The sequence below is a fragment of the Isoptericola aurantiacus genome (assembly GCF_044769875.1).
Lineage (GTDB): Bacteria > Actinomycetota > Actinomycetes > Actinomycetales > Cellulomonadaceae > Isoptericola > Isoptericola aurantiacus.
On the sequence record NZ_JBJBAE010000002.1, the window covers coordinates 217,819 to 238,094 of the forward strand.

Below are 20,276 nucleotides of genomic sequence, written 5' to 3' on the forward strand. Positions count from 1 at the left end.
CGCACCACGGGTGCGAGGACCGGCCCCCAGGTCGGTACGATCAGGGGGCGCCGCCGTCAGACGGCGCCACGACGGCGCTCGCGTCGTCGACCGACCTGCCGACCAGCACAAGGAGCACCACCGTGTCCGACGCCGCCGTGCCGCTGCCCGCCGACCCCACGACCGCGGTGACGGTGGAGTCGACGACGACGGGCACCGAGCTCTTCGCGGACCGTCGCGACGTCGTGGTCATGCGAGTCGAGGGCGAGCTGCTCGACCTCTCCCGGGAGCTGGCGGCGGGCACCGTCGTCGAACCGGTGCTGGTCTCGGAGCCGGACGGACTCGCCGTGCTGCGCCACAGCGCCGCCCACGTGCTGGCGCAGGCGGTGCAGCAGGTGAACCCGGACGCGAAGCTGGGGATCGGCCCGCCCGTCAAGGACGGGTTCTACTACGACTTCGACGTCGCCGAGCCGTTCACGCCGGACGACCTCAAGAAGCTCGACAAGGTGATGGCACGCATCATCAAGGAGGGGCAGACCTTCCGCCGCCGTGTGGTCACCGAGGACGAGGCGCGCGCCGAGCTGGCCGACGAGCCGTACAAGCTGGAGCTCATCGGTCTCAAGGGCGCCGCGGGGCAGTCCGGGGACGACGACGCGGGTGTCTCCGTCGAGGTCGGCGCCGGCGAGCTGACCATCTACGACAACGTGCGCGGGGCCGGGCGCGAGTCCGAGACCGTCGTCTGGTCCGACCTGTGCCGCGGTCCGCACCTGCCGTCCACGAAGCTCATCGGCAACGGCGTGCAGCTCATGCGCAGCGCGGCGGCGTACTGGCGGGGCAGCGAGAAGAACCCGCAGCTGCAGCGGCTCTACGGCACCGCCTGGCCGAGCAAGGACGATCTCAAGGCTCACCTCGAACGGCTGGCCGAGGCCGAGCGCCGCGACCACCGCCGCCTGGGCAGCGAGCTGGACCTGTTCAGCTTCCCGGACCAGATCGGTTCCGGCCTGGCGGTGTTCCACCCCAAGGGCGGCATCGTGCGCACCGAGATGGAGGACTACTCGCGGCGCAAGCACATCGAGGGCGGTTACTCGTTCGTGGCGAGCCCGCACATCACCAAGGGCCAGCTCTTCGAGACCTCGGGTCACCTGGACTGGTACGCCGACGGGATGTACCCGCCGATGCACCTCGACGCCGAGCTGGACGACGACGGCACGGTGCGCAAGCCGGGGCAGGACTACTACCTCAAGCCCATGAACTGCCCGATGCACAACCTGATCTTCGACTCGCGCGGTCGCTCCTACCGGGAGCTGCCGCTGCGCCTGTTCGAGTTCGGCACGGTGTACCGGTACGAGAAGTCGGGTGTCGTGCACGGGCTGACCCGCGCCCGTGGCTTCACCCAGGATGACGCGCACATCTACTGCACCCGCGAGCAGATGCGCGACGAGCTCACGACCACGCTGAACTTCGTGCTCGACCTGCTCAAGGACTACGGGCTCGACGACTTCTACCTCGAGCTGTCCACCCGCGACCCGGAGAAGTCGGTCGGCACCGACGACGCCTGGGACGAGGCGACCCGCACCCTGGAGGAGGTCGCCACGGCCTCCGGCCTGGAGCTGGTGCCGGACCCGGGCGGCGCGGCGTTCTACGGACCGAAGATCTCCGTCCAGGCCAAGGACGCCATCGGCCGGACCTGGCAGATGTCGACCATCCAGCTCGACTTCAACCTGCCCGAGAAGTTCGACCTGGAGTACACGGCCGCCGACGGCACCCGGCAGCGCCCGGTGATGATCCACCGCGCGCTGTTCGGCTCCATCGAGCGGTTCTTCGCCGTGCTGCTCGAGCACTACGCCGGCGCGTTCCCGGCCTGGCTCGCGCCGGTCCAGGTGCTCGCAGTGCCCGTGGCCGACGCGTTCGACGACTACCTGGGTGACGTCGTGGCCCGGCTGCGCGCCGAGGGCATCCGTGCCGAGCTCGACACCTCCGACGACCGCTTCGGCAAGAAGATCCGCAACGCGGCCAAGGAGAAGGTGCCGTTCGTCCTCATCGCGGGCGGCGAGGACGCCGAGGCCGGCGCGGTCTCGTTCCGGTTCCGCGACGGCACGCAGGAGAACGGGGTGCCGGTGGCGGACGCCGTCGAGCGCATCGTCGCCACGGTGCGTTCCCGGAAGCAGGTCTGAGCGTGCCGAGCGACGCACCGACCCCCGAGGAGATCCCGGCGGACCGGTTCGGGCCGCCCGGGGACGACGTCGCGCGGCTGTGGACGCCGCACCGGATGGTCTACATCGGCGGTGAGGGCAAGCCGTCCGACGACTCGGCGGACCAGTGCCCGTTCTGCCGTATCCCCGCGGGCGCCGACGCCGACGGCCTGGTCGTCGCCCGCGGGGAGGACTGCTTCGCGATCCTCAACCTGTACCCGTACAACGGCGGGCACCTCATGGTGCTCCCGTACCGGCACGTGTCCGACTACACGGACCTGACGGCGGCCGAGACGCACGAGCTGGCGGCGATGACGCAGACCGCCATGACCGTGCTGCGCCGCGTGTACGCGCCGGCCGGGTTCAACCTGGGCATGAACCAGGGGGAGGTCGCCGGTGCGGGAATCGCCGCCCACCTGCACCAGCACGTCGTCCCGCGCTGGATGGGGGACGCGAACTTCCTGCCGGTGATCGGCCGCACCAAGGCCGTCCCCGAGCTGCTGGCCGACACCCGCGAGCGCCTCGCCACGGCGTGGCCCGGCGTGTGAGGTCCCGCGGGCGCTAGCCTGGCCCCGGCCGGTCCGACCGGCACGAGCGATCGATCCGAGGAGCACACCCATGTTCGGCCGTCTGCGCGCCACGATGCAGCGACTGTTCACCCCGCTGGCCACGCTGCTGAACCGGTGGGGCGTCTCGCCGGACGCGGTGACGGTGACGGGCACGCTCGTGGTCAGCGTCGTCGCGCTCACCCTGCTGCCCACCGGGCACCTGCTGCTCGGCGGGATCCTCATCGGGCTGTTCGCGCTGACGGACTCCCTGGACGGGATCATGGCGCGGGCCAGCGGCCGCACCGGGCCCTGGGGGGCGTTCCTCGACTCCACGCTCGACCGGGTCTCCGACGGCGCGGTCTTCGCCGGCATCACGCTGTGGTTCGTGCTGCACCTCGACGAGCCGTGGGCCGCCTGGGGGACCGGTGCGGCGCTGGCCTGCCTGGTGCTGGGTTCCGTGGTCCCGTACGCTCGGGCGCGGGCCGAGTCGGTCGGGGCGACGGCGTCGGTCGGCATCGCCGAGCGGACCGACCGGCTCGTGATCGCCCTGGTGCCGACGGGATTCGTCCAGGTGGGTCTGCCGGTCCCGGTGCTCGTCGTGGTGCTGGCCCTGCTGGCTCTGGCGAGCGCCGTGACCGTCGTCCAGCGCATGGCGACGGTGCGCCGCCAGCTCTTCGTGCCCGCCGACCCTGCACCGGGGGAGGTGTGATGGACGTCGCCGGTCTGTACACGTTCGCGTGGCGGCACGCGCCGAAGGTGCCCGAGCCGCTGCTGCGCGCCGCCTCGACGGTGGCGGCCGACGTGACGTGGCTGCGCCACGGCGCAGGGGTGCGCCGGCTGGAGGCCAACTACGCCCGGGTGCGCCCGGAGCTCGACGCACGCGCGGTGCGCCGCCTGAGCCGTGAGGGCATGCGCCGCTACTTCCGCTACTTCCGCGAGGCCTTCACCCTGCAGGGGTTCGACGCCGAGCAGGTCGCGGCGCGCGTGCGCACCGAGGGTGCCGAGCACGTCCTGGCCACGACGCGGACCGGTGGCGCCGTCGTGCTCGCGCTGGGGCACACCGGCAACTGGGACCTGGCCGGCGCCTGGGCCACCCCGCACCTGGCGCCCGTCCTGACGGTGGCGGAGCGGCTGGAGCCGGAGGCGCTGTTCACCGAGTTCGTCGGCTTCCGCCGGTCCATCGGCATCGACGTGCTCGCCCTCGGCGACGAGGGCGTGTTCCGCGACCTCGTGCGCGGCGTCCAGGGCGGGTCACGGATCGTGCCGCTCCTGTCGGACCGGGACCTGACCTCCGGGGGCGTGGAGGTGGACCTGTGCGGGCACCGCGCGCGCGTGGCCGCCGGGCCGGCGGCGCTGGCCGTGGCCACCGGCGCCCCGCTGGTGCCCGTGGGCATCTTCCACGAGCGGCTGCGCGGCGAGCGCCGTCGTCGTGCCGGCAGTGCGTGGGGGATCGTCATCCGCTTCCACCCGCCGGTGGAGCCGAGCGACGGCGGCTCGCGCCGCGAGCAGGTCGACCGGCTCACCCAGCGATGGGTGGACGCCTTCGGCGGGTTCCTGGCCGAGCGCACCGAGGACTGGCACATGCTCCAGAAGGTCTTCGTGGCCGACCTCGACCCCGACCGGTACGCCCGCACGCGGGCGAGGGCGGGGGAGGCGTGACGCGCCCCCTGCGCGTGGGCATCGTGTGCCCGTACTCGTTCGACGCCCCGGGCGGTGTGCAGTTCCACGTGCGCGACCTCGCCGAGGCGTTGCGCACCCGCGGGCACGAGGTCTCCGTGCTGGCTCCCGCCGGTGACGACACCGAGGTGCCCGACGTCGTCACCTCGGCCGGCCGGGCCGTGCCGGTGCGCTACAACGGGTCCGTGGCCCGGCTGGCGTTCGGGCCGCGGGCCGCGTCCCGCGTGCGCCGTTGGATCGACGCCGGCGACTTCGACGTGCTGCACCTGCACGAGCCCATGACACCGTCGGTGTCGATGCTGGCGCTGTGGGTCGCCCACGGGCCCGTGGTGGCGACGTTCCACACCTCCCAGGTGCGGTCCCGCGCGCTGCAGGTCGCCTTCCCGCTGCTGCGTCAGTCCCTGGAGAAGATCTCGGCGCGGATCGCCGTCTCGGAGGACGCCCGGCGCACGCTGGTCGACCACCTCGGGGGCGACGCCGTCGTCGTGCCGAACGGGGTGTACGTCGACGGGTTCGACGTCGCCCCCGACCCGCGCTGGCAGGGCACGTCCGAGGCCCCGACCATCGCGTTCCTCGGGCGGCTGGACGAGCCGCGCAAGGGGCTGCAGGTCCTCGCGGAGGCCGCACCGCGCATCCTGCGGTCCGTGCCCGGCGCCCGCTTCCTCGTCGCAGGTCGCGGGGACGCCGGACGCGCTGCCGCCGAGGCCGCGCTGGGCGAGCACGCACGCTCGGTGGAGTGGCTCGGCGGGGTCAGCGATGCCGACAAGGCCGCCCTGCTGCGGTCGGCAGACCTCTACGTCGCCCCGCAGACCGGCGGCGAGAGCTTCGGCATCGTGCTCGTGGAGGCCATGAGCGCCGGGACCGGCGTGGTCGCCAGCGACCTGGGAGCCTTCCGTCGGGTGCTCGACGACGGCGCCGCGGGGCGCCTGTTCCGCACCGGCGAGCCCGACGACCTGGCCGCGGCCGTCCTGGCGGCGCTGGCCGATCCCGCGGACACCCAGGCACGGCGCGAGCGCGCGAGCCGGTTCGTGCGGCACTTCGACTGGTCGACGGTCACCGACCAGGTGCTCGCCGTCTACGAGATGTCCGTCGCCGCCGGGGAGGCGCTCGGCGACGGCCGGGTCCGCCAGGACCTGCGCGCCGAACGCCCGGCGTGGCTGATCGGCAAGCGCTCCCGGGCCGACGTGGGTGAACGATGAGCTGGTCCGAGTCCGCGCTCCTCGCGGTCCTGATCCTGGGCGCCGCGCTCTGGGTGGTGTGGGTCGCGGCCTCGCGGCTGGACCGGTTGCACCACAAGGTCGTCGCCTCCCGCATCGCGCTCCAGGCCCAGCTCGAGCGTCGTGCGCGCACGGCGGTCGACCTCGCGGCCTCGGGGCTGCTGGACCCGGCCAGCGCGGTGCTGCTGGCGGACGCGGCGTTCGCCACGTCCGCGGCGGCGGAGCGGCCCCTGGGCGAGGCCGGGCCGTCGACGTCGGAGGCGTTCGCGCTGACCGGCCTGGCCCCGGAGCGCGAGCGTGCCGAGTCGGCGCTGTCGGTGACGCTGCGCTCGGTGCTCGACGACGCCGAGTCGGTGGCCGCGCTGCGGACGTCACCACCGGGTGACGAGCTCCTGGGGGACCTGGCCTCGGTCTGGTACCGGGCGCAGCTCGCGCGACGATTCCACAACGAGGCCGTCGCCCAGGCCCAGCGGGCTCGTCGGCACCGGCCGGTGCGATGGCTGCGGCTGGCGGGCCGGGCCCCGCTGCCGCGCACCGTGGAGCTCGACGACCAGATGCCGGGCGCCCTCGACCGGCCCTGAGCCACCGTAGGATGATGGGTACGGCGTGGGACCACGCCGACACGGCGGCGATCGACGCCGGCCGTGCACCCAGAACTTCTGTGAGGTTGCGTTGAGCGAGACCACCGGGACACCTGCCACCACGACGGGCGTCGGCGAGGTGGGCACCGCCCGCGTGAAGCGCGGCATGGCCGAGATGCTCCAGGGCGGAGTCATCATGGACGTCGTCACGCCGGAGCAGGCCAAGATCGCCGAGGACGCGGGCGCGGTCGCCGTGATGGCGCTCGAGCGCGTGCCGGCCGACATCCGCGCCCAGGGGGGCGTCGCCCGCATGAGCGACCCCGACATGATCACCGGCATCGTGGACGCCGTCTCCATCCCCGTCATGGCCAAGGCGCGCATCGGCCACTTCGTCGAGGCGCAGGTGCTGCAGTCCCTCGGTGTGGACTACGTGGACGAGTCCGAGGTCCTGACCCCGGCCGACTACACCAACCACATCGACAAGTGGGCCTTCACCGTGCCGTTCGTCTGCGGCGCCACGAACCTGGGTGAGGCGCTGCGCCGCATCACCGAGGGTGCGGCGATGATCCGTTCCAAGGGCGAGGCCGGAACGGGCGACGTCTCGAACGCCACCACCCACATGCGTCAGATCCGCCAGCAGATCCGCCGGTTGGCGTCGCTGCCCACCGACGAGCTGTTCGTCGCGGCCAAGGAGCTGCAGGCCCCGTACGAGCTGGTGGCCGAGGTGGCGCGCACCGGCAAGCTGCCGGTCGTGCTGTTCACCGCCGGCGGGATCGCCACGCCGGCCGACGCCGCGATGATGATGCAGCTCGGCGCGGAGGGCGTGTTCGTCGGCTCCGGCATCTTCAAGTCCGGGGACCCGGCGGCGCGTGCCAAGGCGATCGTGCAGGCCACCACGTTCCACGACGACCCGGACGTCGTCGCGAAGGTCTCGCGCGGGCTCGGCGAGGCCATGGTCGGCATCAACGTGGACGAGGAGCCGGAGCCCGTCCGCCTCGCGGAGCGCGGTTGGTGACCTCCGGCACGTCCTCGGCCGGTTCGTCCTCGCTGGGTCCCGACTGGGTGCTCGGCGAGGATGGCCTGCGCCACCGCAGCGCGGCCCGCGTCATCCTGCTGGACGACGCGGGCCGCGTGCTGCTGGTGCGCGGGCACGACGCCGACGACCCGGGCCGATCGTGGTGGTTCACCGTGGGCGGCGGCATCGACCCGGGGGAGTCCGACGTCGCGGCGGCCCTGCGCGAGACGCGCGAGGAGGCGGGACTGCACCTCAGCGCCGAGGAGCTGGTGGGCCCGGTCATGACGCGCGCGGGGATCTTCCACTTCTTCGCCGAGACGTGCCACCAGGACGAGGTCTTCTTCCTGGCCCGCGTCGACGGGCACGAGCCCTCGGACGCCGGCTGGACGGCGCAGGAGCGAGACGTGCTCGACGAGATGCGCTGGATGAGCCCGGCCGAGCTGCGCTCCCAGGGGCTCGAGGTGTTCCCGACCGTCCTGCCGGACGTCGTCGAGGAGCTCGCCGCCGGCTGGGACGGCACGGTCCGGGTGCTCGGCGTCGAGCACGACGACGAGACGGCCGGGTCCGAGGACCCGGTGCGCTAGCCGCGGTCCGCGACCGCGCCCGACGTCGCCCCCGCCGTGAGCGCGGTGAGCACGGCGTGGTGCGTGAGCCAGCCCACCACCGCGCCGGCGTCGTCCACGACGGCGCCGCCCGAGCCGTCGTCGTGCCGGTGGCGCAGCGCCTCGAGCCCGTCGCGCAGCGTGGCGGACACCGGGATGCGCGCGATGTCGTCCACCACCAGCTCCACCGTGGCCGCACCGGCCTCGTCGTCCGACTCGAGGGCGTCCGCCGCGCGGTCGGCCCGCAGCAGGCCGACCAGGACGCCGTCGTCGACCACGGGCAGCGACGAGCGACCGCTGGCCAGCAGGCGCTGGGCCGCCTGGGGCAGCGGCGTCGACGTCGAGACGACGGGGGGTGCCGCTTCCATGGCCTCGCGGACCGACCGGCTCGCCAGGGACTTGTCGGCCGGGTGCTCGTCGAGCTCGATCCCCCGCCGGCGCAGCTTGAGCGTGTAGACCGTGTCCCGGCTCATGAGCAGGTGGCTGACCCCGGCGGCGAGCGCCACCGCGAGCATCAGGGGCAGGATGATCGAGTACTCGCCGGTCAGCTCGAAGAGCATGACCACCGCCGTCAGGGGAGCGCGGGCCGTCCCGGCGAAGACCGCCCCCATGCCGACGACGGCGAAGGCGGCCGGCGAGGGCGCCAGGTCGGGCGCGATCGCGTTCGCCGCCTGGCCGAACGCGGCACCGAGCATCGCTCCGACGAACAGCGACGGCGCGAACACGCCGCCGGAGCCGCCGACGCCCAGCGTCAGGCTCGTGGCGACGAGCTTGCCGACCATGAGCAGCAGCAGGAACCCGATGACGTAGTCCCCGTGGACGCCGGCCGAGAGCGCCGGGTAGCCGACGCCGTACAGCTGCGGCAGGGCGAGCAGGATCAGCCCCACCAGGACGCCGCCCACGGCCGGGCGAGCCCACTCCGGCCCCCGCCAGACCTTGTCGCACAGGTCCTCGACGGCGTACAGCACCTTGACGAACCCGACGCCCGCGGCACCGGCCACGACGCCGAGCAGGGCGAACAGCAGGTACGTCCGCGCGTCGTCGACCGTGAGCGCCGGCATCTGCACGAGCGCCTCGGACCCGACGGCGGCACGGGCCACGACCGATGCCGTGACCGACGACAGGACCACGATGCCGAACGTCCGGGCGGAGAACTCGCGCAGGATCAGCTCGAGCGCGAACAGCACGCCGGCGATCGGGGCGTTGAAGGTCGCGGCGATGCCGGCGGCGGCCCCGGCGGCCACCAGGGTGCGCACGCGGTCGATCGGCATCCGCAGCACCTGCGCCACGGTGCTGCCCAGCGCCGAGCCGATCTGCACGATCGGTCCCTCCCGACCCACGCTGCCGCCGGAGCCGATGCAGATCGCCGACGCGAGCGCCTTGACCGCCGCCACCCGGGGCCGGATGCGTCCGCCGTGGCGGGAGACGGCCAGCATCACCTCCGGCACGCCGTGGCCGCGGGCCTCGGGGGCGAACCGCTGGAGCAACGGGCCGTAGATCAGCCCACCGACCACGGGGGCCAGGACGATGAACCAGATGCCGAGCCAGGGCAGGCCGGGGTGGGTCGGGTGCGTCCCGGGCGCGGCCGCGGCGACGTCGGTGGTGCCGCTGAACAGCAGGGTCGCGTGGCTGATCAGCCAGCGGAAGCCGATCGCCCCGAGGCCGGTGAGGGCGCCGACCGCGAGCGCGAGGGGGACGATGCCGAACGTGCCGGACCGGATGCTGCGCAGTGCGGGTTCGAGGACTCCGGGGCGGCGAGGATCTGGTGCGGGCACCACGGGAGGCTATCAATGTCGGCCCGGGCACCGGTCCGGGCGTCTCGCCGCGGGTGCCTAGACTGCGCCGGTGACCACGACGATCGGAGTCCTCGCCCTGCAGGGTGACGTCCGTGCCCATGTGACCGCGCTCGAGGCGGCCGGCGCGCGCGCCGTGCCCGTCCGCCGCGCGGCCGAGCTGGAGGCCGTCGACGGGCTGGTGCTGCCCGGGGGCGAGTCCACGACCATCGACAAGCTGCTGCGCCTGTTCGAGCTGCGCGACCCCCTGCGCCGCGCCGTCGCGGAGGGCCTGCCCGTGTACGGGTCGTGCGCCGGCATGATCCTGCTCGCCGACCGCGTCCTGGGTTCGATCGAGGGTCAGCAGACCCTGGGTGGCCTGGACGTCACCGTGCGCCGCAACGCGTTCGGGCGCCAGGTCGACTCCTTCGAGGCGGACCTCGACGTCGTCGGCGTCTCCGGCGACGCCGGAGGCGGTCCGGTCCGGACCGTGTTCATCCGGGCACCGTGGGTCGAGGACGTGGGCCCCGACGTCGAGGTCCTGGCCCGGATCCCGGAGCGTTCCACCGACGGCGCGGGACTCGGCGACGCCGCCGGTAGGATCGTGGCAGTTCGTTCCGGACGGCTGCTGGCCACCGCGTTCCACCCGGAGATGACCGGGGACGTTCGCGTGCACGCGCTGTTCGTCCGTGAAGCCACCGCATCGCGAAGGAGTTAGTCAGGCCATGTCCGGTCACTCGAAGTGGGCCACGACCAAGCACAAGAAGGCGGCGATCGACGCCAAGCGCGGCAAGCTCTTCGCGAAGCTGATCAAGAACATCGAGGTCGCCGCCCGCACCGGAGGCGGTGACCCGGCCGGCAACCCGACCCTGTTCGACGCCATCCAGAAGGCGAAGAAGTCGTCGGTCCCCAACGACAACATCGATCGTGCGCTCAAGCGCGGGTCGGGCGAGGGCGCCGACGCCGTCGACTACCAGACGATCATGTACGAGGGCTACGGCACCAACGGCATCGCCGTCCTGGTGGAGTGCCTCACCGACAACAAGAACCGTGCCGCGGCCGAGGTGCGCACCGCCTTCACGCGCAACGGCGGCAACCTCGCCGACCCGGGCTCGGTGTCGTACCTGTTCTCCCGCAAGGGCCTGGTCGTCGTGCCGAAGGCCGACGGCGTCACCGAGGACGACGTGATGCTCGCCGCCCTGGACGCCGGGGCGGAGGAGGTCACCGACCTCGGTGACTACATCGAGGTGCTCTCGGAGGCCACGGACCTGGTGGACGTGCGATCGGCGATCGTGGCGGCCGGGATCGAGTACGACTCCGCCGACTCGATCTGGCACCCCTCCATGCAGGTGGAGGTCGACGTCGAGGGCGCACGCAAGATCATGCGCCTCATCGACGCGCTCGAGGACAGCGACGACGTGCAGAACGTCTACGCGAACTTCGACGCCTCCGACGAGGTCATGGCCGCCCTCGACACCGAGGACTGAGCCGGAGCGCAGCGCAGGGTCGGTCCGATCGTGTGTCGGAGGACTGAGCCGGAGCGCAGCGCAGGGTGAGGGCCGAGGGACGAGGCAGCTCGCCCGCAGCGGAGCGCAGGGTCGGTCCGACCGTGTGTCCGAGGACTGAGCCGGAGCGCAGCGCAGGGTCGGTTCGACCGTGGACTCTCTCGCCCGCGCGCGCCTCGGAGCCGGTGTCGGTCCTGCGTGAGACAGTGACGCCGTGCGTGTGCTGGGAGTGGATCCGGGACTGACCCGGTGCGGTGTCGGGGTGGTCGACTCCCTGTCCGGGCGCCGGGCCGAGCTGGTGGGCGTCGGCGTCCTGACGTCGTCGCCGGAGACGAGCACCGACCTCCGCCTGCTGCGGATCTCCGAGGGTCTGGAGACGTGGCTCACCGAGCACACGCCGGACGTCGTGGCCGTGGAACGCGTCTTCGCCCAGAACAACCGCGGCACCGTGATGGGGACCGCCCAGGTCGCGGGTCTGGCCATGGTCGCGGCCGCCCGACGGGGCGTCCCGGTCGCGCTGCACACCCCGAGCGAGGTCAAGGCCGCGGTGACCGGATCGGGGCGTGCCGGCAAGGAGCAGGTGCAGCGCATGGTGGCGAACATCCTGCGGCTGCCGAGCGCGCCGCAGCCGGCCGACGCCGCCGACGCCCTGGCCCTGGCGATCACGCACCTGTGGCGGCCGGCGGGCGCGCTGCAGGGCGGTGACCGGCACCAGGTGACCCCGGCGCAACGCGCCTGGGCGGCGGCGGAACGCCGCGCCCAGACCTCGTCGCGGTACCGTACGGATGTTCGAGGAAAGGAGTCGCCCCGGTGATCGCATCCCTGACCGGCACGGTCGCTCAGGTGTCGCTGGACCGCGCCGTGCTCGACGTCGGCGGGGTCGGCTATCTCGTGCACGCCACACCGGCGACCCTCGCCGGGCTGCGCGTGGGGGAGGACGTCCGGCTGCACACCACGCTCGTCGTCCGCGAGGACTCGATGACGGTCTACGGGTTCGCGGAGGCCGACGAGCGCGAGGTCTTCGAGGTCGCCCAGTCCGTCTCCGGCGTCGGCCCACGGATCGCGTTGGCGATGCTGGCGGTGCTGACGCCGGACGCCCTGCGCCGCGCCATCGACGCGGAGGACACCGCGGTGCTGCGCCGCGTGCCCGGGATCGGGGCCAAGAGCGCGCAGCGCATCGTGCTCGAGCTGTCCGGCAAGCTCGCCGCTCCGGCGCCCGACGGCGGTTCCTCGGTCCCGCACGCGGCGGCGGTGCCGGACGGTCGCGGCCACGTCGTGGAGGCCCTCGTCGGGCTGGGCTGGTCGGCGAAGGTGGCCGAGGACGCGGTCGGCAAGGTGCTCGCCGAGGCCGGGTCCGACGTCGTGGTCGAGGCCGAGGTCCCCGCCACGCTGCGTGCCGCCCTGCGACGGCTGGGCCCTCGTGGCTGAGGGCGAGATCGATCCGCAGGAGCTCGGCGGCCGCCTCGTGGGGGCGGGCGCCGACGAGGTCGAGCGCGCGGCCGAGGCGGCGCTGCGCCCGAAGCGGCTCGACGACTTCGTCGGCCAGCAGGTGGTCCGCGACCAGCTCTCGCTCGTGCTGCAGGCCTCGCTCGGCCGTGACGCCGCGCCGGACCACGTCCTGCTCTCCGGTCCGCCGGGACTGGGCAAGACGACGCTGGCGATGATCATCGCCTCCGAGCTGGGCACGTCGTTGCGGGTCACCAGCGGTCCGGCGATCCAGCACGCCGGCGACCTGGCCGCCGTCCTGTCCTCCCTGGAGGAGGGGGAGGTGCTCTTCATCGACGAGATCCACCGCCTCGCCCGCCCGGCCGAGGAGCTGCTCTACGTCGCGATGGAGGACTTCCGGGTCGACGTCGTGGTCGGCAAGGGCGCCGGGGCCAGCGCGATCCCGCTGGCGCTGCCACCGTTCACCGTGGTCGGCGCGACGACGCGCTCCGGGTTGCTCCCCGCGCCGCTGCGCGACAGGTTCGGTTTCACCGGGCACCTCGACTTCTACTCGGCGGGCGAGCTGGAGCGGGTGGTGCTGCGCTCGGCCGCGCTCCTCGGCGTCGAGATCCGGCACGAGGCCGCCCACGAGATCGCCGGGCGCTCGCGGGGCACGCCGCGGATCGCCAACCGGTTGCTGCGGCGCGTGCGGGACTGGGCACAGGTGCGTGGCGACGGGTCGTTGGACCTGCGGGCGGCGCGCGCGGCCCTGGAGGTCTACGAGGTGGACCCGATCGGGCTGGACCGGCTCGACCGCGCGGTCCTGGAGGCGTTGTGCCGCCGGTTCGCCGGCGGCCCCGTCGGGCTGACGACCCTGGCCATGACGGTGGGGGAGGAGGGCGAGACGGTCGAGACCGTGGCCGAGCCCTACCTGGTGCGCGAGGGGCTGGTGGCCCGGACCCCTCGCGGACGCGTCGCGACGGCCGACGCCTGGGAGCACCTGGGGCTCGAACCGCCGCCGGGCACCTGGGCGTCCGGGGCGCCGACCGTGGAACCGGGAACCTCGCGCGGGTCGCGGACGTTGTTCGACGAGGCCTAGGTCCGCCACGCGGCACCTAGACTGTGAAGGACGATCCCGCAACCCCTCGGAACGAAGGACTGAACCCACGTGGAACTCATCATCCTCTTCGGCGTGCTCGCCGCACTCATGATCTTCATGAGCTCGCGCACGCGCAAGCAGCAGAAGCAGCAGGCGGAGTTCCGCTCCTCCCTCGAGCCGGGGCAGGAGGTCATGACGGGTTCCGGCATGGTCGGCACGGTGGTCGACGTCGACGAGGAAGCCGACATCGTCACGATCGAGTCCACGCCCGGCGCGCAGACGCGGTGGTTGCGCGCCGCGATCGCCAAGCGGACGGACACCTCCGTCGCGGACGACGTGACCGGGGTGGCGGACGACACCTCGGATGCAGGTAGCATCGCCTCCGCAGACGGTGACGTCGACGTTCCGGACGACCTCTCGGGCCTGGACACCGCCCAGCGGGAGTACCAGGAGAACAAGCGTCGGGAGAACGGCGACACCGAGGACAAGTGACCCATCGCGGCGGCCGGTACTGACCGGTCCGCCGCCATCACGCGTCCGCCATGGCGGCGGCGCGCACTACGGAAGAGAACCAAGTGGCCAACTCCAGCACGCGGCGCTCGCGTCCGGTACGCACGCTCGTGGTCTTCGCACTCCTGTCGATGGTGCTGCCGTTCGTGGCGCTCGTCGCGGGGACGTACCTCGATCCCAAGACCGACGAGAACCCCGGGGGAGCGAGTCTGGCCCCCGGGTTGGCGCTCGACCTGCAGGGTGGGACCCAGGTCATCCTGACCCCGGAGTCGACGGACGGTTCGGAGATCACCGACGAGGCGATCGACGAGTCCATCAACGTGATCCGGCAGCGGATCGACTCGTCCGGCGTCGTCGAGGCGGAGATCGTCAACCAGGGCGGCGAGAACATCGTCGTCAGCATCCCGGGTGAGGTCGACCAGTCCACGATCGACCTGGTGTCCCAGCCGGCGCAGCTGCGCTTCCGCCCCGTGCTGACCTACGACGTCGGGCTGCCGCCGGACGAGTCGACGGACGCGGCCTCCCCGGAGGCCGGCGACGACGCGTCCGGCGACGGCGAGAACGGCGACGCCAAGAAGGGCGGCGACGAGGGCTCCGACACCTCGGAGGGATCCGCCACCCCGGACATGGACGAGCTCGACGCCAAGATCGCCGAGGAGGCCGCCGACGTCGACCCGACCGACCCCTCGGACCTCGCGCAGATCACCCCGGCGGTGCAGGAGAAGTTCGACGCGCTGGACTGCACCGACCCGGCGAACCTCGTCGGCGGGGGCGGTGACGACCCCGACCAGGTCCTGGTCACCTGCTCCAACGACGGCAGCCTGCTGAAGTACGTCCTCGGCCCGATGGAGGTCGACGGCACCCACATCACCACCGCGAGCTCCGGCCTGGTCCCGGGGCCGAACGGCTCGGTCACCAACGAGTGGGGCGTCTTCATCGAGCTCGACTCCGAGGGCACCAAGGAGTTCGCCGCGACCACCGAGCGCCTGCAGGGCCTCGAGTCGCCCCGCAACCAGTTCGGGATCGTGCTCGACGGCCTGGTGGTCTCGGCGCCCTCGCTCGACCCCGGCGTCATCATCACCGACGGCAACCCGCAGATCTCGGGCAGCTTCACGCGGGACTCGGCCGCCACGCTGGCCAACCAGCTGAGCTTCGGCTCGCTGCCGATCGCCTACGAGGTGCAGAGCCAGGAGACGATCTCGGCGACCCTCGGTTCCGAGCAGCTCCGCAACGGCCTGCTCGCCGGTCTGGTGGGCATGGCCCTGGTCGTCGTGTACTCGCTCTTCCAGTACCGCACGCTCGGTCTCGTGACGGTGGGCTCGCTGCTCATCGCGGGACTGGTCACCTACGTCTCGATCGCGTTGCTCTCCTGGGGCATCGACTACCGGCTCTCGCTGGCCGGCGTCGCGGGTCTGATCGTGGCGATCGGGTTCACCGCCGACTCGTTCATCGTGTACTTCGAACGCATCCGGGACGAGATGCGTGACGGGCGATCCATGTCCATGGCCGTCGAGCGCGGCTGGCGGCGCGCCAAGCGGACCGTCCTGGCCGCCAAGTCGGTGACGCTGATCTCGGCGGTCGTGCTGTACTTCCTGGCCGTCGGCGGTGTGCAGGGCTTCGCCTTCACGCTCGGCCTGACGACGGTGATCGACATCGCCGTGGTCTTCTGGTTCACCCACCCGATGCTGCAGCTGCTGACGAAGGTGCCGTTCTTCCGCGACGGGCACCCGTGGTCCGGGCTCTCCCCGGAGCGTCTGCGCGCCAGCGGCGGGGTCCGGTACAAGGGCGCCGGGCGGGTCGAGACCGCGGAGCCCACGGGCACGACGGTCGACGTGCCGGAGCCCGAGCCCGCCCTGGCGGGTGCCGTCGGTCCGCGGCCCGCCGCGACCACCGACGACTCCGGTCGTCGCCTGACGATCGCGGAGCGGCGTGCCGCCGAGCGCAAGGCCGCGGCGGCCTCCGACGACGGACCCGGGGACGATCCCGGGGCGGTGGGCCGACGCATCGACGACGCCGTGTCCGGCGAGAACGAGGAGAGCCGCTGATGGCCGGCAGCATGACCTTCGCCCAGTGGGGCAACGACCTGTACACGGGTCGCCGCTCCTACCCGATCGTGCCCCGGCGGCGCGTCTGGTTCTCGATCGTCGGCGTTCTCGGCCTGGCCTCGATCCTCATCCTGTCGACGAAGGGCCTCGTGCTCGGCATCGACTTCCGGGGCGGTTCGGAGTTCACCGTCAACCAGGCGACCACCACCGAGCAGTCGGTGGCGATCGACGCCGTCGACGAGGTGCTGCCCGACGACGAGCCGCGGGTGGCCGTGGTCGGCGGCGACTCGGTGCGTGTGCAGACCTCGCAGGTGGAGGGCGACGAAGAGGCGGCCGTCGTCGACGCGCTGGCCGCAGGCTACGGAGTGGACCCGGCCGACGTCGACGCCTCGTTCGTCGGCCCGACCTGGGGCGCGGCGGTCTCGGAGCGCGCCCTGTGGGGCGTCGTCGTGTTCGTCCTGCTCGCCGCGGGGTTCATGGCGATCTACTTCCGCGCCTGGCGGATGTCGGTGGCCGGCATCGTGGCGATGCTGTGCGACCTGCTCATCTCGGCGGGCGTGTACGCGCTGATCGGCTGGGAGGTCACGCCGTCCACGATCATCGGCTTCCTGACCATCCTCGGCTTCTCGCTGTACGACAAGATGGTCGTCTTCGACAAGGTCCGCGAGAACACGACCGGCGTGCTGGAGCAGTCCCGGAGCACGTACTCCGAGCGGGCCAACCTGGCGGTCAACCAGACCCTGGTGCGCTCCATCAACACGTCGGTGGTGGCGCTGCTGCCGGTCGCGGGCATCCTGTTCCTCGGTGCGCTGTGGCTGGGGGCCGGCACGCTGCGTGACCTGTCGCTGTCGCTGTTCGTCGGTATCGCAGTGGGCGCGGCGTCGTCGATCTTCCTGGCGACGCCGCTGGACGTGTCGTTGCGCGAGCGGGAGCCCAAGTACCGCGAGCACACGCAGCGCGTCCTCACCGAGCGCGCGACGCTGGCCGCCTCGGGCGGCCACGACGCCGAGCTGGCCGCGGCGGCCGCCGGCCGGGCACAGCTCATCCCGGGCCACCACCAGGGGACCGCGGCCCAGCCGCGGCGTCGGCGCAGCGGCCGATGACGACACCCTTCGGGGGTGACGACATCTCCTCGGTCGCGCTGGACGGGCTCGGTCCCGTCCGCGCGGCCGAGATCCGGTCGCTCATCCGCGACGTCCCGGACTACCCGCACCCTCCGGTCGTGTTCCGCGACATCACGCCCCTGCTGGCGGACGGTGCCGCGTTGCGCGACGTCGTCGAGGCCTTCGCCCGGCTCGTGGAGGCCGACACGGACGCGGTCGACGTCGTGGTCGGGATGGAGGCTCGCGGGTTCCTGCTCGGTGCGCCGCTCGCGACCCGCCTGGGCGTCGGGTTCGTCCCGCTGCGCAAGGCCGGCAAGCTCCCCCCGCCGGTGGAGAGCGAGGCGTTCGAGCTCGAGTACGGGTCGGCCTCCATCGAGCTCTCGGCGGGAACACTGACCCCCGGTGCGCGTGTTCTGGTGGTGGACGACGTGCTCGCCACCGGGGGCACGGCACAGGCGGCCGTCCGGCTCGTCGAACGGTGCGGCGGCCTGGTGGCGGGGCTCGCGTTCCTGATGGAGCTCGCGGCGCTCGGCGGCCGCGAGCGGCTCGCCGGGCGGACGGTCGAGACCCTGCTGCGCGTGGAGTCGTAGACTTGCCCTCCCGGACGTCCGCTGGACGCTGGTCGAAGGAGGTGCCCGTGAGCGACGACATGCAGGTCAGGAGTGCCGCGGACGCGCCCCGGCCGTCCGGGACGGGCAACCGGGTGCGCAACCGTCTGGTACGGCTGGGGGTGCGTGGCGCCCCCGTGAGCACGCCCGCCCTGGAGCCGGTGCTGCAGGCCGTGCGCACCAATCATCCCAAGAGCGACCTGAGCGTGCTCGAGCGGGCCTACGCCACGGCCGAGGACGCCCACCGTGGTCAGCAGCGCAAGTCGGGCGACCCGTACATCACCCATCCGGTGGCCGTCGCGACGATCCTCGCCGAGCTGGGGTTCGACGGTGCGACCCTGGCGGCCGCGCTGCTGCACGACACGGTGGAGGACACCGAGTACTCCCTGGACGACCTCACGGCCGACTACGGCAGCGAGATCGCGATGCTGGTGGACGGCGTCACCAAGCTCGACAAGGTGACCTACGGCGACGCGGCCCAGGCCGAGACCGTGCGCAAGATGGTCGTGGCGATGGCCAAGGACATCCGCGTGCTGGTCATCAAGCTCGCCGACCGGCTGCACAACGCCCGCACGTGGAAGTACGTCTCCGGGGCCTCGGCGTCGCGCAAGGCTCGCGAGACGCTGGAGATCTACGCCCCGCTGGCGCACCGGCTCGGGATGAACACGATCAAGTGGGAGCTGGAGGACCTGTCCTTCCAGACGCTCTACCCGAAGGTGTACGACGAGATCGTCCATCTCGTGGCCGAGCGCGCCCCGGCCCGCGAGGAATACCTCGGCGTGGTGCGCGAGCAGATCTCGGCCGACCTGCGGGGCGCCAAGATCCGCGCGACGGTCACCGGCCGTCCCAAGCACTACTACTCGATCTACCAGAAGATGATCGTGCGCGGCCACGACTTCGCGGAGATCTACGACCTGGTCGGCACGCGTGTCCTGGTGGACTCGGTGCGCGACTGCTACGCGGCGCTCGGCGCGCTGCACGCGCGGTGGAACCCGGTACCCGGCCGGTTCAAGGACTACATCGCGATGCCCAAGTTCAACATGTACCAGTCGCTGCACACGACGGTCGTGGGTCCGGGCGGCAAGCCGGTCGAGATCCAGATCCGCACGCACGACATGCACCGGCGGGCCGAGTACGGCGTCGCGGCGCACTGGAAGTACAAGGAGCGTACCGGCAAGGCGGCGCCGAAGGACCCGCGGGCCAACGACATGGCGTGGCTGCGTCAGCTCGTGGACTGGCAGCGGGAGACGGCCGACCCCGGGGAGTTCCTCGACTCGCTGCGCTACGAGATCGGCGCCGCAGAGGTCTACGTCTTCACGCCCAAGGGCGAGGTCATGGCGCTGCCCGCCGGGGCCACCCCGGTGGACTTCGCCTACTCGGTGCACACCGAGGTGGGTCATCGCACCATGGGCGCGCGCGTCAACGGCCGCCTCGTGCCGCTCGACTCCCCGCTGCAGAACGGCGACGTCGTCGAGGTCCTGACCTCGAAGGCCGATACGGCGGGACCGTCGCACGACTGGCTGAACTTCGTGAAGTCCGGGCGGGCGCGCAACAAGATCCGTCAGTGGTTCACCAAGGAGCGCCGCGAGGAGGCGATCGAGCGCGGCAAGGACGCGATCACCAAGGCGATGCGCAAGCAGAACCTGCCGATCCAGCGCCTGCTGAGCCACGAGACCCTGGTGGGTCTCGCCAACGAGCTGCACTACGACGACGTCTCGGCGCTGTACGCCGCGGTGGGGGAGAACAACGTCTCGGCCCAGCACGTCGTCGAGTCGCTGGTGAAGTCGCTCGGCGGCGAGGACGGCACCGCCGAGGACACCGCCGAGGCCGCCCGGCCCGGCCACTCCGCCCGCCGCTCGCGCTCGACCGGGGACCCGGGGGTCGCGGTCAAGGGCGTGGAGGACGTCTGGGTCAAGCTCGCCAAGTGCTGCACCCCGGTGCCCGGGGACGAGATCCTCGGGTTCGTGACCCGCGGCGCCGGGGTGAGCGTGCACCGCCAGGACTGCGCGAACATCGCCCAGCTGCGTTCGCAGCCGGAACGGATCGTCGACGTCTCCTGGACGAACGGGGCGAACACGATGTTCCTCGTGCAGATCCAGGTGGAGGCGCTCGACCGCTCCCGGCTGCTGTCGGACGTCACGCGCGTGCTGTCCGACCATCACGTCAACATCCTGTCGGCGACGGTCTCCACGTCGACCGACCGCATCGCGATCTCGCGGTTCGTCTTCGAGATGGCCGAGCCGGCCCACCTGCAGCAGGTGCTCGCCGCCGCACGCAAGATCGACGGTGTGTTCGACGTCTACCGCATCACCGGCACGAAGGCCTCCGAGGTCGGCTCGACGGCGCAGGAGGCACCGGTCGGGTCGTGACGGCGGGCGACGTTCCGGGCGGAGGGCTA

At 72.5% G+C, this 20,276-nt stretch carries 19 protein-coding genes; 18 read left to right on the plus strand and 1 reads right to left on the minus strand.

From position 1 onward, the window contains the following. Positions 1-122 precede the first annotated feature (122 nt). The 8 genes from thrS to ACIQLL_RS07785 all read left to right on the plus strand — a co-directional run bounded on the left by thrS (position 123) and on the right by ACIQLL_RS07785 (position 7,793). A complete protein-coding gene (thrS, locus tag ACIQLL_RS07750; protein WP_402465116.1) occupies positions 123-2,153 on the plus strand; it encodes a threonine--tRNA ligase in 2,031 nt (676 codons plus the stop codon). After that, complete coding sequence (locus ACIQLL_RS07755; RefSeq protein ID WP_402466259.1) at positions 2,150-2,719, plus strand: HIT family protein; 570 nt, start codon at positions 2,150-2,152, stop codon at positions 2,717-2,719. Before thrS ends, ACIQLL_RS07755 begins: the two co-directional genes overlap by 4 nt. Positions 2,720-2,789: 70 nt before the next feature. Next, positions 2,790-3,428, plus strand: a complete 639-nt coding sequence (pgsA, locus tag ACIQLL_RS07760) for a phosphatidylinositol phosphate synthase (protein ID WP_402465119.1) — start codon at positions 2,790-2,792, stop codon at positions 3,426-3,428. Next, positions 3,428-4,378 (plus strand): phosphatidylinositol mannoside acyltransferase, encoded by a 951-nt coding sequence (locus ACIQLL_RS07765; RefSeq protein WP_402465122.1) that lies wholly within the window; start codon positions 3,428-3,430, stop codon positions 4,376-4,378. The genes pgsA and ACIQLL_RS07765 overlap by 1 nt, the downstream gene beginning before the upstream one ends. An 8-nt stretch (positions 4,379-4,386) precedes the next feature. Then, on the plus strand, positions 4,387-5,595 hold the full coding sequence (locus ACIQLL_RS07770; protein WP_402466262.1) for a glycosyltransferase family 4 protein: 1,209 nt from the start codon (positions 4,387-4,389) through the stop codon (positions 5,593-5,595). After that, positions 5,592-6,194 (plus strand): hypothetical protein, encoded by a 603-nt coding sequence (locus tag ACIQLL_RS07775; RefSeq protein WP_402465125.1) that lies wholly within the window; start codon positions 5,592-5,594, stop codon positions 6,192-6,194. Before ACIQLL_RS07770 ends, ACIQLL_RS07775 begins: the two co-directional genes overlap by 4 nt. A gap of 91 nt (positions 6,195-6,285) precedes the next feature. Continuing rightward, positions 6,286-7,209 carry a pyridoxal 5'-phosphate synthase lyase subunit PdxS gene (pdxS, locus tag ACIQLL_RS07780; RefSeq protein WP_402465128.1) on the plus strand — a complete coding sequence of 308 codons (924 nt, stop codon included), beginning with the start codon at positions 6,286-6,288 and terminating at the stop codon, positions 7,207-7,209. Further along, on the plus strand, positions 7,206-7,793 hold the full coding sequence (locus ACIQLL_RS07785) for an NUDIX hydrolase (protein WP_402465130.1): 588 nt from the start codon (positions 7,206-7,208) through the stop codon (positions 7,791-7,793). The genes pdxS and ACIQLL_RS07785 overlap by 4 nt, the downstream gene beginning before the upstream one ends. On the opposite strand, the gene ACIQLL_RS07790 is transcribed toward ACIQLL_RS07785, so the two are convergent. Then, on the minus strand, positions 7,790-9,586 hold the full coding sequence (locus ACIQLL_RS07790; protein ID WP_402465133.1) for a chloride channel protein: 1,797 nt from the start codon (positions 9,584-9,586) through the stop codon (positions 7,790-7,792). The two genes, ACIQLL_RS07785 and ACIQLL_RS07790, sit on opposite strands and share 4 nt — an antisense overlap. A 70-nt stretch (positions 9,587-9,656) precedes the next feature. On the opposite strand from ACIQLL_RS07790, the gene pdxT reads away from it, so the two are divergent. From pdxT to ACIQLL_RS07840, 10 genes are all read left to right on the plus strand, one after another. Next, positions 9,657-10,301 (plus strand): pyridoxal 5'-phosphate synthase glutaminase subunit PdxT, encoded by a 645-nt coding sequence (gene pdxT, locus ACIQLL_RS07795; protein ID WP_402465135.1) that lies wholly within the window; start codon positions 9,657-9,659, stop codon positions 10,299-10,301. Positions 10,302-10,308: 7 nt separating this feature from the next. Then, on the plus strand, positions 10,309-11,070 hold the full coding sequence (locus tag ACIQLL_RS07800; RefSeq protein ID WP_402465138.1) for a YebC/PmpR family DNA-binding transcriptional regulator: 762 nt from the start codon (positions 10,309-10,311) through the stop codon (positions 11,068-11,070). A gap of 232 nt (positions 11,071-11,302) precedes the next feature. Continuing rightward, positions 11,303-11,902: a crossover junction endodeoxyribonuclease RuvC gene (gene ruvC, locus ACIQLL_RS07805; RefSeq protein ID WP_402465140.1), complete on the plus strand. Its 600-nt coding sequence runs from the start codon at positions 11,303-11,305 to the stop codon at positions 11,900-11,902. Further along, the gene (gene ruvA, locus ACIQLL_RS07810) at positions 11,899-12,516 is read left to right on the plus strand and encodes a Holliday junction branch migration protein RuvA (protein WP_402465143.1); all 618 of its coding nucleotides are present in this window, start codon (positions 11,899-11,901) and stop codon (positions 12,514-12,516) included. Before ruvC ends, ruvA begins: the two co-directional genes overlap by 4 nt. Continuing rightward, entirely contained in the window at positions 12,509-13,612 is a 1,104-nt protein-coding gene (ruvB, locus tag ACIQLL_RS07815; RefSeq protein ID WP_402465146.1) for a Holliday junction branch migration DNA helicase RuvB, read from the plus strand. Before ruvA ends, ruvB begins: the two co-directional genes overlap by 8 nt. Before the next feature lie 69 nt (positions 13,613-13,681). After that, on the plus strand, positions 13,682-14,104 hold the full coding sequence (gene yajC, locus ACIQLL_RS07820; protein WP_402465148.1) for a preprotein translocase subunit YajC: 423 nt from the start codon (positions 13,682-13,684) through the stop codon (positions 14,102-14,104). Between the two features lie 83 nt (positions 14,105-14,187). Further along, positions 14,188-16,167: a protein translocase subunit SecD gene (gene secD, locus ACIQLL_RS07825; protein WP_402465151.1), complete on the plus strand. Its 1,980-nt coding sequence runs from the start codon at positions 14,188-14,190 to the stop codon at positions 16,165-16,167. Continuing rightward, positions 16,167-17,270 carry a protein translocase subunit SecF gene (gene secF / locus ACIQLL_RS07830; protein ID WP_402465153.1) on the plus strand — a complete coding sequence of 368 codons (1,104 nt, stop codon included), beginning with the start codon at positions 16,167-16,169 and terminating at the stop codon, positions 17,268-17,270. The genes secD and secF overlap by 1 nt, the downstream gene beginning before the upstream one ends. Further along, a complete protein-coding gene (locus ACIQLL_RS07835; RefSeq protein WP_402465155.1) occupies positions 17,267-17,860 on the plus strand; it encodes an adenine phosphoribosyltransferase in 594 nt (197 codons plus the stop codon). Before secF ends, ACIQLL_RS07835 begins: the two co-directional genes overlap by 4 nt. Before the next feature lie 59 nt (positions 17,861-17,919). Beyond that, positions 17,920-20,247: a RelA/SpoT family protein gene (locus ACIQLL_RS07840; protein WP_402466265.1), complete on the plus strand. Its 2,328-nt coding sequence runs from the start codon at positions 17,920-17,922 to the stop codon at positions 20,245-20,247. Positions 20,248-20,276: the final 29 nt, after the last annotated feature.